Origin of the sequence: Eikenella sp. NML120348, from assembly GCF_001648435.1 — a bacterium.
Classification (GTDB): domain Bacteria; phylum Pseudomonadota; class Gammaproteobacteria; order Burkholderiales; family Neisseriaceae; genus Eikenella; species Eikenella exigua.
In genome coordinates this window covers 16,143-26,875 of record NZ_LXSP01000002.1, presented here as the reverse complement: position 1 = coordinate 26,875, position 10,733 = coordinate 16,143, and the positions used below count along the sequence as shown (strand labels likewise).

Genomic DNA, 10,733 nt, shown 5'->3' with positions numbered 1-10,733 from the left:
ACAGACCGTTTGGATAATCAAACTCAACCATCCCTTTCAGGTAGCCTTAGCCGGCTGGCTTTCTTTTGCCTGCCTTTACTATAAAACGTAAGGCAAAAATGCTAATATGCGGTAGTTTGCCGCACACACACCGGCTTGATGTTTACCGATTGCAGATTGCCCATGAAAACCCCTCTGTTTCCCTTTGCCGTAATTGCCGCCTTGCTGCTGAGCCTGCCCGCCCGTGCCGACGGCAAGGCAGGAGAGGCGGCTGCTAATTCGGTGCAAAAAAATAAAGAAAAAGAATCAATCGAGCAGCCCACCACGGTTAATCCAAACAAACTGCCTTTCCCCATTTCCATCAATGCGCCTGCCGATTTGGCCGCACTTTTGCGCGAGCATCTTTCTATTATCAACCGCCAAACCGAGCCGGACGCGGATATTGATTATGAACAAATGCAGTTTCTGGCCGAGGAAGCGCCGGACGAAATCAAACAGATTGTGCGTTCGCAAGGCTATTTCCGCGCTGATATTCAGGTAGCCCCGCATGGCCGCGGTTGGCGCATCACGATAAAACCCGGGCCGCGCACGCGGGTGAGTAATGTGGAAGTGTCGATTGTGGGTAAAGTGTTGGAAGACGCCGAGCTGGCCAACTACTACAAACGCGCCATAGCCAACTGGGCCTTGCCGGTGGGCCAGCCGTTTGTGAACAGCGAATGGAGCAGCAGCAAAGATGCGGTTCTCTCCGCCGTGCGCCGCTATAAATACCCGCTGGCCTTGCTCACTGAAAGCCGCGCCACCATTAATCCGCAAACCAGCCAAGCCGTGCTCGCCGTGAGCGTGGACAGCAAACAGCCGGTGTATTTCGGCGATATTCAAGTGAGCGGCAACGAACGTTACCCCGCCTCGGTGATTACCGGCATGGCACAGTTCAAGCCCGGCGAACCCTACGATTTCGACAAAATCCTGGATTACCAGCAGGCGCTGGAACAAGACAGCCACTACAGCCGCGCGCAGGTGGAGGCTGATTTTTCCAAAATGGTGAACGACCGTGTACCGCTGTTGGTGTCGGTGAGCGAAGTGCCGCGCCAGAAGTTCGACATCGGCCTGCGCTACGATTCCAAAGACGGCCCCGGCATCCGCCTGGGCTACGAACACTACAATGTGTTCAACCGAGGCTATGTGTTTGCCGGCGCCACCGACGTAAACCGCTACGAAAAAAGCGCCAGCATCGGCCTGAGCCAGCCGCGCAACAGCAACGGCTGGTATTGGACGGGCAACATCGCCTACGACAGCTCCACCACGCAGAAGCTGGATAAAAACACCCTCCAATCCGGCATCTGGCGCGTGCGCGACCGCGACGGCATCGAAGCGCGTTTCGGGCTGGAATACATCACCGAATCACGTCGCGTTGTGGGCGGCCCCGACTTCGGCCGCAGCAATGTGCTGATGCTCACTGCCGCCTGGCGCCGCCAAAACATCGAAACCCTGCTGCGTCCGGCCAACGGCTATTATTTGGAAGGCAAGGTAGGTTCCACCGTCGGCTCGCTCGGCTCGTCCGCCGTGGTGCAGCGCGTGCACGGCCGCGCCGGCTACTATTTCACGCCTGAAGAACACAAAAACATCGGCACCTTCATCGCGCGCGGTGAACTGGGCTACACCCATTCCAACCAAGATTTGGATGTGCCCTCCGTATTGCTGTTCCGAAGCGGCGGCGCCAACAGCGTGCGCGGCTACGAGCAAGACAGTATCGGCCTGAAAGGCCCGAATAATTCCGTGCTGCCCGACCGCGCCCTGGCCGTGGCCAGCTTCGAATATCAAAAACCGATCGGCAAAAACTTCGCGTTGGCGCTGTTTCACGATATGGGCTCGGTGAGCCACAACTTCACCAACATGAACTGGCATCACGGCAGCGGCGTCGGCCTGCGCTGGTTTAGCCCGATTGCCCCCTTCTCCTTCGATTTGGCCTACGGCCACCAAGACCGCAAACTGCGCTGGCACATCAGCCTGGGAACCCGATTCTAAATGACCGACACCGCCCTACCCGTTGATTCCGACACCCTGCCGCCCGAAGCTGAAAATGAAGCCGCTGCCGGCAACACTCCGCCGAAGAAGCCGCGCCGCCGCTGGCTGCGCCGCCTGCTTTCCGCCTTTTTGCTGCTGCTCACGCTTCTGGTGGCAGCCGTGGTGTGGCTGGTGGGCACCGAATCCGGCCTGCGCTTCGGCATCACCAAAATCCCCTCCTGGTTCGGTGTGAACATCAGCGTGAAGGAATTGAACGGCAGCCTGTGGCGCGGCTTTCAAGGCAGCGGCATTCAGGTAGCCACCGAGGGTACCGATTTAGACATCAGCAGCGTGGCGCTGCAATGGCAGCCTAATGAATTGTGGCACCGGCAGCTGCACGTCAACCGCCTGGCCGCCGGCGATATCCGAATCATCAGCAAACCCATCCCGCCCAAAGAAGACCGCCCGCCGATGAAGCTACCTGAAAGCGTGGATTTGCCCTTGGGCGTACAGATCGAGAAAATCGAAGTCGGCCGCATCCTGCTGGGCAAAAGCAACAACCCGGTGGTGGAATCCGGCGCGGTCAGCTACCAGTTCGACCACCAAAACCACAAGCTCAACATCGTTTCCCTGCGCCTGCCCTGGCATAATTTCAGCGGTAGTACCACACTCAACACCGCCACCCCCTTCAAGCTCGACGGCCAAATCGTGGGCAGCGGCGAGCTGGACGGCAAACAGGCCGACAGCGCCGTGGCCATGAACGGCAGCCTGCAAAACCCCGAGCTGCTCGTCCAGCTGGACAACGGTGATTCCCACTTTGCCGTAAACGGTAAACTGCGTCCCTTCGAGCCGCTGCTCAACCGCAAAATCGTCAACCTCAACATCGACGGCCGTCAAATCAACCCCGCATGGTTCGATCCCTCCCTGCCCACTGCCGATTTGGTGTTCAACCTCGCGCTCAATCCCGCCGAAGAAGCCGATACCCTCGCCGGCCTGCTCGAAGTGCGCAACCAAGCCCCCGCGCCCATCAACGGCAACGGCATCCCCGTAGCCGGCATCAACGGCAAACTCAAAGTGGACACCAGCGGCAAACTGCATCTGGACAATGTCGATACCGAGCTGGCCGCCGGCGGCCGCATCACTTTCAACGGCAACATCGACAGCGCCAACCAAAACATGGCCGTAGATGCCGCCGTGCAGCAATTCAAACTGCAAGACATCCTCAAACAAAAGCTCGACCTCAGCCTAGACGGCGACATCAAGCTTTCAGGTAGCCTCGGCAGCCCGCAGGCCGATTGGCAGCTTAAAGCCGGCCAAACCGCCACCAGCGGCACCTTCCAGCTGCTCACCGACAAAACCAACCGCCAGCGCAGCATCAGTCTGCAACAAGTGAAAATCACCCCCGCAAACGGCGGCGAAATGCAAGGCGAAGCCCTGCTCGAGCTCTTCCAAGGCCGCAAAATCACCGCCCGCGTTAACAGCACCCGCTTCAACCCCGCCGCCGTGCTGGCCGATTTGCCGCAAGGCAGCGTGAACGGCAGCGTGAAGCTCGACGGCAGCCTCGGCCAAACCCCCGATTTGCACCTCCTGCTCGATTGGCAAAACAGCCAGCTCTCCGGCGCCCCCCTCGCCGGTAAGGCCGATTTGCGCTATCAAAACGACCACCTGCCCAAAGCCGACCTCCACCTTTTGCTCGGCCGCAACCGCATCCACGCCGACGGCAGCTTCGGTAAGGCAGGCGACCGCCTTAATCTCGACATCGACGCGCCCAACCTCAATCTCTTCGGCTTCGGCCTCACAGGCTACCTGAAAGCCCAAGGTTTCCTCTCCGGCGACCCCGCCAAGCTTACTGCCGACCTGCACGGCCACGCCGACAGCCTTGCCGTGCAAAACGCCGTGCGCATCGACCACCTCGATTTCGACCTCAAAGGCTCGCCCGACCTCAACCAGCCGCTCAACATCAAGCTCGACGGCCGGAAAATCCACATCGGCAGCACCCAAATCGACAACATCAACCTCAACGCCAACGGCAGCGGCAAAAGCCACAGCATCACCGGCAACAGCAGCCTCAGCCTCAGCGGCAAGCCCTTCCGTCTCAATCTGGCCGCCAACGGCGGGCTGAACAACGAACAGCAGTGGAACGGCCGCATCGGCCAGCTCGACATCGGCGGCGCCTTCAACCTCAAGCTGCTCAACCCCATCCAAATCGAAGCCGGCGCCAAACGCGTGCGTCTCGACAACGCCCGCTGGGCAGCCATGGGCGGCAGCCTCAACCTGCACAATTTCGTGTGGGAAAAACAAAGCGGCATCAGCAGCAAAGGCAACGCCACCAACCTGCACCTGCAAGAGCTGGACAACCTGATCGGCCTGGGCAAAGACGACAAATCTGTCAAGCTGCAGCTCGTGGTGGCCGGCGATTGGGACTTGCGCTACAGCCGCGATGCCACAGGCTACCTGAAACTCACCCAGCAATCCGGCGACGTGGTTATCCCCTATCGCCAGCAGGCGCTGGGCTTGAGCAACCTCGTGCTCGACACCCGCTTCCAAAGCGGCCGCATCGACAACCGCCTCACCGGCAAAACCCGCTACGGCACGCTCGACGCCTCCGTGGCCGTGAGCCAGCAGTTTGGCAACGCCATCAGCCAAGCTCCGATCAATGGCTACCTGAAACTCGACATCCCCGAGCTCGACGCCATCCGCAACCTCCTGCCCGGCGGCATGAGTGCCAAAGGCGCGCTCGCCATCGACACCACCGTGTCCGGCAACGTGGGCGAGCCCCGCCTCAACGGCACCGCCACCGGCAAAAACCTCTACTACCGCGACCGCAACACCGGCGTGATTTTGGATAACGGCAGCCTCAGCTCCCGCTTCCAAGGCCGCGACTGGGTAATCGACTCGCTCAAATTCACCCGCAAAGACGGCAGCGTCGAACTTAAAGGCCGCGTCAACCTCACCGGCACCACCCCCGATGTAGACGTAAACGCCCAGTTCACCCGCTACCCCATCCTCGACAACCCCAACCGCAAGCTCACCCTCAGCGGCAACAGCCAACTGCTCTACAACCCCGGGCGCGGCATGGCGCTCAACGGCGAGCTCAAAGTGGATAGCGGCCACTTCGGCTTCCAAAAATCCAGCATGCCCGGGCTCGATGACGACGTGGTGGTGCTCGGCGAAGAAAAACCCGCCGACACCAGCACCGCCACCCCCATCGAGATGAACCTCACCCTCGACTTGAACGACAACTTCCGCTTCAGCGGCCAAGGGCTGGATGTGTTGCTCGGCGGCAAGCTCACTCTCAGCGCCAAACCCAAAGAGAACGTGCGCGCCGTGGGCACCGTAAACATCGTGCGCGGCCAATACAAAGCCTACGGCCAAGACCTCGTCATCAATAAAGGCCACATCTCCTTCGTCGGCCCCATCGCCTCGCCCAACCTCAACCTGCGCGCCACCCGCAAATACTCTCCCGTGGGCGCCGGCGTGGAAGTGCTCGGCAGCCTCGACAACCCGCGCGTGAGCCTCGTCTCCAACGAGCCGATGAGCGACAAAGACAAACTCTCCTGGCTCATCCTCGGCCGTGCCAGCAGCGGCAACGAAAGCGACGAAGCCACCGTGGCCGCCGCCGGCGCCTTCCTGGCCGGCAACATCAACGACAAAATCGGCCTCCTCGACGACTTCGGCATGACCACCCGCCGCACCCGCAACACCCAAACCGGCGAGCTCAACCCCGCCGAACAAGTCATCACCTTCGGCAAGCGCATCACCAACGAGCTCTATCTGGGCTACGAATACAGCGTAACCAGCGCTAACCAGGCCGTGAAGCTGATCTGGCAGATCAACAGCACTCTACAGGCCATCAGCCGCGTGGGCACTGACTCTGTGGGCGGTGAAGTGCGCTACACCATCCGCTTCGATTAGCGCGCCATTCGACCAAGCTGCCGCTACAAAGTTTTGGCTTGGCTGGATGTTTGGTTGTGCAGAAATTTGCGTTGCCCGTTTGAACGGCGTTGAAGCTCACATTTTAGCTTTGTAGAAACCCGGCTTCCTTCGGAAACCTCGTTTTCAGGTAACCTCATCCAAGGCCGTGCATATGGCTTCGGCAATCCGCTCGCTCGCGCCTTGGTGGGCTTGGATAAAACCGGCGGCTTGGGCGGAGAAGCGTTCGCGTTCGGCGGGGTTGGCCAGCCAGCGTTGTACGGCGGCATACCATTCGGCGGGAGTGGCTACCTGAAGCGCGGCGCCGGCAGCCAATGCGCCCGCGCAGGCGGCGGCGAAGTTGTAGGTGGAATAGCCGAACAGGGCGGGTTTGCCGCAGGCGATGGGTTCGATGATGTTTTGGCAGCCGGTGTCCACCAGGCTGCCGCCCACAAAGGCCAGATCGGCGGCCAGATAGTAGGCGAACAGCTCGCCCATGCTGTCGCCCAGCCACACTTGCGTTTCGGGGCGCACGGCGGCTTCGTCGCTGCGCCGCTGCACGCGCAGGCCGAGCGCCGCCGCGCCTTCGGCCACGACATCGAAGCGTTCGGGATGGCGCGGTACGATTACTAAAAGCGCATCGCCTTGATACTGCCGCCACTCTTGCAGCAGCAGCAGCGCTTCGTCTTGGTTTTGATGAAAACGCGTGCTGGCGCACACCACAACGGGGCGGCTGCCGATGCGTTGCTTAAATGCCGCGGCCAACTCGCGCATGGCTGCGGGCGGGGCGATGTCGTATTTGGTGTTGCCGCACACCAGCACGTTTCCCGCACCGATGCCGCGCAGGCGTTCGGCATCGGCTTCGGTTTGGGCGAGCACGCGTCGGAAGGATTGCAGGGCGGGGGCGAACAGGGACGGCCAGCGGCGGTAGCCCTGCGCGGATTGCTTGGAGAGGCGGGCGTTGGCCAGGAACACGGGCAGATTGGCCGCGCGGCAGGCGGCCAGCAGGTTTGGCCAGATTTCGGTTTCCATGATGATGCCGAAACGCGGCTTATGCTGGGCGAGGAAGGCGGCTGTCCAAGCCGGGTGGTCGTAGGGCAGGTAGCGGCATTGGGCATCGGGAAACAGGCTCTCGGCGGTGGCGCGGCCGGTGGGCGTCATTTGCGTGAGCAGCAGCGGGGCATCGGGAAAACGGCGGCGCAAAGCCTGCACCAGCGGCACGGCAGCACGGGTTTCGCCCACGGACACGGCGTGCACCCAAATGGCGTGTTGCACGGGATTATCCAGCGGCTTGCCGAAACGCTCGCCTTGATGCAGCAGATAGTCGGGAGAGCGGCGGCTGCGCTTGGCGAGCAGGTGGCGGGCCAGCGGGCGGCCGAGGAGGCGGGTAAGCAGGCGGTAGAGGGCGGGGAGCATGGGATGGTTTGTTTTTGCAGAGATTCAGCCTTGGCTGCGCCAAGACATTATTTTAGCTGCGCCGAAGCTTACGCTTTCAGGTAGCTTGGGGGTAGTTTGGAGGCTACCTGAAAAAATGAATTTGGTGAAGTGAAATATAACGCTACGGCCGGTGTTTTCAGGTAGCCTTTGTTATTGCGTGGATGAGGTTACCTGAAAACGAGGTTTCCAAAGGCAGCTGAGTTTCTGCGGAGCTAACATTTCAGGTAGCCTCACAGTGATACAGAAAGGTCAATGGAAATGGAACAAAACAAACCGCAAGAAGCAGTTTCCGCCAAACCTCCTTACCCATGGCGGGTGCCGATTGTTCGCGCACTATTAGGTGGCCCGCTGGAGGTGTGGTTGATGGCTTTTTACCTATGGTTTCAAAACGGCTGGATTTCCCGAGTCGATTTTGTTGAAGTGATTGGTGCAGCAGTTTTGTTTTTATGGGTTGCGTTGATAAACTGGGATGTCAGCACGTTGTATAGCCGCCAGCAAATGTTTATAAAATGCTGGTTATGATGAGCTGCAGTGCAAATATCTATGATTTTGTTGGAATTTCTGTCCAAGCCGCAGCCGCAATAAGTCGGGCACTCATACCCAGCCTACGGGCTACCTGAAAGCATGAGTTTCAACGAAATTAAAAATTTCAGGTAGCCTTCCCCCCGTTTCTCCCACTCCTCCAAAGAAAGGATTTGCCATGACTATCTGCCACCATCTCCCCGCCGCACGCTATTCTGAAGCTGTGATAGCCAACGGTTTCGTTTTCCTCTCTGGCCAAGTACCTGCCAACCCCGAAGCCGATATCGAAGCGCAAACCGCCGATGTGCTTGCGCAAATCGACCGGATTCTGGCCGACTGCGGCTCAGACAAGGCACATATCTGCGAAGCGGTAATCTATTTGCCCGATATGGCCGACTACGCGGGCATGAACCGTGTTTGGGATGCCTGGGTAGCCCCTGGCAAAGCCCCCGCCCGCGCCTGCGTACAAGCCGCATTAGCAGATGCAGGCTGGAAAGTGGAAATCAAGATTACGGCTTTGCAGCGCACGGTATGACAGGCAGTGGCCTTCTGTCGTACAATCCGTGCCGTTTCTTTATTATATAGCTAAAGCACTTAATTTCTTTTTACAACAGTGGTTCGCCTCGTATGAAAGAATGTGCTTCAGACCACCTGAAATCGGCACAACTACGGAACGATATGGTTTATCAAAGAAAATTTATTAAAGAAGTGTCGCAAACGGCGGTGGGCGTATTCGTACTGCTCTTGGCTACGCTGGTGGTGGTGCAGGCGGTGAAACTGTTGGGCGGCGCAGCCGGCGGCAAGGTGGCGGCGGATGCAGTGGCCACGCTGGTGGCGTTTTGGACGGTGGCGCTGATGCCCATCGTGCTCATCCTCACGGCCTACATCAGCGCGCTCACGGTATTTTCCCGCTATTGGCGCGACAGCGAAATGACAGTTTGGCTTTCTTCCGGCCTCTCCCTCTGCGGCTGGATTAAGCCGCTGATGGCTTTTGCCGTGCCTTTCGCCCTGCTCACGGCGCTGGTGTCGATGCTGGTGATGCCGTGGGCGGATGCGCGTAGCCACGAGTTTGCCGAGGTGCTAAAGCAGCGGCAGGATACTTCCATGGTGCGCCCGGGGGTGTTTCAGGAATTCGGCAGCAACACACCGCGCGTGTATTTTGTGGAAAAATTCGATGCGGGCAGTGGTGATGCAGCCAATCTGTTTATCCGCGAGCAAAACGTGCAGGGGCGCGACACGCTGATTACCGCCGAGCGCGGCCGTTTTGCCGAAGCAGGCAATAAGCGTACGCTGGAATTGTTTAACGGCCGCCGCTACAGCGGCACACCCGGTATGGCGGATTACGACGAAGTATCGTTTGAGCGGCTGCATTTGGTGGTGGGCACCGCGCCCAAGCTGGTGCAGCGCGATATTCACCGCCGCACCGTGCCCACCGCCAAACTGTGGGGCAATACCAACCCAGAGTTGCGCGGCGAATTAATGTGGCGTATCACCATGCCGGTGAGCGTGCTGATTTTGGCGCTGTTGGCGCTACCACTTTCATATATGGATAACCGCAGCGGCCGCAGCTACAGCCTCTTAATCGCCATCGGCATGTTTCTGCTCTATCAGAACGGCCTCACGCTGGTGCGCGATGGCATCAGCAGCGGCAAGATTCCGCTGTGGCCGGGTTTGATTGTGCCGCATCTCTTGATGCTGATGCTAGCCGTATTACTGCTGCGTGTACGCAGCCAGCCTTCACGGCCATTTTGGCAGGCCTTGCGCCTGGCCTTAGGAGGCAAGCCGGCATGAAACTGCTCACCCGTTATCTGATCCGCCGTTTGGGCACGGCCACGCTCTACGCGCTTATGGCCTTAGTGGCGCTGTTTTCGTTTTTTGAAGTGATTAATGCCGTGGACGACGTGGGCAACGGCAACTACACCGTGCTCACCCTGATTCTGTATGTGGGCATGCGCCTGTTCGGGTACATGTATACCCTGCTGCCGCTGGCTGTGCTCATCGGCTGCCTGGCCGCCTTGAGCCAGCTCGCCTCCGCCAGCGAATGGACGGTTATCCGCACCAGCGGCACTTCGCTCAAGCGCATCATTGCCACCGTGGCCTCGGTGGGTTTGCTGGCCGGGCTGATCGGCGTGGCGTTGGGCGAATGGGTTGCCCCCTATATGGAACAACGCGCCGAGCGGCTGCGCCTGCACGCCGTGCAGCAAACCGTAAGCCTGGGCGGCAGCGGCCTGTGGTTTCGGCAGGGCAGCGACAACATCAACGTGCGCGAAATGTTGCCCGACGGTCGCCTGCTCGGCATCCGCATCTACCGCTACAACCAACACGCCGCACTGGAATCCGCCTGGCAGGCCGCCGAAGGCCGCGTCAACAGCAACGGCACTTGGACGCTCAAACAAGTGGCGCGTACCCATATTGCCGCCGATCGCACCCAAACCGAACGGCTGGCCAGCGCCGAATGGCCAAGCGACGTGGGCGTGGAGCTGCTCGGCGTACTTTTGGTGGACACCGACCAAATGTCGGCTCGCAGCCTGAAAATGTATATCGACCACCTGCAAAGCAACGGCCAGCAAACCGCCGCCTATGCCACCGCCTGGTGGCGCAAGCTGCTCTACCCGCTGATTTGCACGGTGATGGCCTTGGTGGCACTCGCCTTCACCCCGCAAAGCTCGCGCCACGGCAACATCGGCGTGCGCCTGTTCCTCGGCATCTGCCTGGGCCTCGCCTTCCACTTCGCCGGCCTGCTCTCCGGCTATGTCGCCCAACTCTCCAGCATGCCGCCCTTCGGCGCCGCCATCCTGCCCGGCACAGTGTTTGCCCTTGCCGCTGCCTGGTTGATTAGGCGGCAGGAAGTGCGTTGAGGAAAGGCTACCTGAAAAACC

General features: G+C 59.8%; 8 protein-coding genes. 7 read left to right on the top strand and 1 reads right to left on the bottom strand.

Annotated features, from left to right (window positions below):
• Positions 1–162 precede the first annotated feature (162 nt).
• Together A7P99_RS03350 and A7P99_RS03345 are read left to right on the top strand one after the other, a co-directional pair.
• Positions 163–2,004 carry an autotransporter assembly complex family protein gene (locus A7P99_RS03350; protein WP_067528084.1) on the top strand — a complete coding sequence of 614 codons (1,842 nt, stop codon included), beginning with the start codon at positions 163–165 and terminating at the stop codon, positions 2,002–2,004.
• Entirely contained in the window at positions 2,005–5,898 is a 3,894-nt protein-coding gene (locus tag A7P99_RS03345) for a translocation/assembly module TamB domain-containing protein (RefSeq protein WP_067686478.1), read from the top strand.
• A gap of 144 nt (positions 5,899–6,042) precedes the next feature.
• Here the strand turns inward: A7P99_RS03345 and waaA are convergent, their stop codons facing one another.
• Positions 6,043–7,311, bottom strand: a complete 1,269-nt coding sequence (gene waaA, locus A7P99_RS03340; protein WP_067448399.1) for a lipid IV(A) 3-deoxy-D-manno-octulosonic acid transferase — start codon at positions 7,309–7,311, stop codon at positions 6,043–6,045.
• Here waaA and A7P99_RS10560 point away from each other — a divergent pair.
• The 5 genes from A7P99_RS10560 (at position 7,310) to lptG (ending at position 10,712) form a co-directional block, all read left to right on the top strand.
• On the top strand, positions 7,310–7,444 hold the full coding sequence (locus A7P99_RS10560) for a hypothetical protein (RefSeq protein ID WP_255361288.1): 135 nt from the start codon (positions 7,310–7,312) through the stop codon (positions 7,442–7,444). The genes waaA and A7P99_RS10560 overlap by 2 nt on opposite strands.
• 140 nt (positions 7,445–7,584) lie before the next feature.
• Positions 7,585–7,854 (top strand): hypothetical protein, encoded by a 270-nt coding sequence (locus tag A7P99_RS03335; protein ID WP_067442397.1) that lies wholly within the window; start codon positions 7,585–7,587, stop codon positions 7,852–7,854.
• Positions 7,855–8,032: 178 nt separating this feature from the next.
• Positions 8,033–8,389: a RidA family protein gene (locus tag A7P99_RS03330; RefSeq protein ID WP_067448401.1), complete on the top strand. Its 357-nt coding sequence runs from the start codon at positions 8,033–8,035 to the stop codon at positions 8,387–8,389.
• A gap of 143 nt (positions 8,390–8,532) precedes the next feature.
• Positions 8,533–9,645 (top strand): LPS export ABC transporter permease LptF, encoded by a 1,113-nt coding sequence (gene lptF, locus A7P99_RS03325; RefSeq protein ID WP_067448402.1) that lies wholly within the window; start codon positions 8,533–8,535, stop codon positions 9,643–9,645.
• Complete coding sequence (gene lptG / locus A7P99_RS03320; RefSeq protein WP_067448403.1) at positions 9,642–10,712, top strand: LPS export ABC transporter permease LptG; 1,071 nt, start codon at positions 9,642–9,644, stop codon at positions 10,710–10,712. The genes lptF and lptG overlap by 4 nt, the downstream gene beginning before the upstream one ends.
• The last annotated feature ends 21 nt before the right edge of the window (positions 10,713–10,733 follow it).

Bases quoted from the DNA above. Each gene is read 5' to 3' on its own strand.
- A7P99_RS03350 (WP_067528084.1), top strand. From the start codon at position 163: ATGAAAACCCCTCTGTTTCCCTTTGCCGTAATTGCCGCCTTGCTGCTG.
- A7P99_RS03345 (WP_067686478.1), top strand. From the start codon at position 2,005: ATGACCGACACCGCCCTACCCGTTGATTCCGACACCCTGCCGCCCGAA.
- A7P99_RS10560 (WP_255361288.1), top strand. From the start codon at position 7,310: ATGGGATGGTTTGTTTTTGCAGAGATTCAGCCTTGGCTGCGCCAAGAC.
- waaA (WP_067448399.1), bottom strand. From the start codon at position 7,311: ATGCTCCCCGCCCTCTACCGCCTGCTTACCCGCCTCCTCGGCCGCCCG.
- A7P99_RS03335 (WP_067442397.1), top strand. From the start codon at position 7,585: ATGGAAATGGAACAAAACAAACCGCAAGAAGCAGTTTCCGCCAAACCT.
- A7P99_RS03330 (WP_067448401.1), top strand. From the start codon at position 8,033: ATGACTATCTGCCACCATCTCCCCGCCGCACGCTATTCTGAAGCTGTG.
- lptF (WP_067448402.1), top strand. From the start codon at position 8,533: ATGGTTTATCAAAGAAAATTTATTAAAGAAGTGTCGCAAACGGCGGTG.
- lptG (WP_067448403.1), top strand. From the start codon at position 9,642: ATGAAACTGCTCACCCGTTATCTGATCCGCCGTTTGGGCACGGCCACG.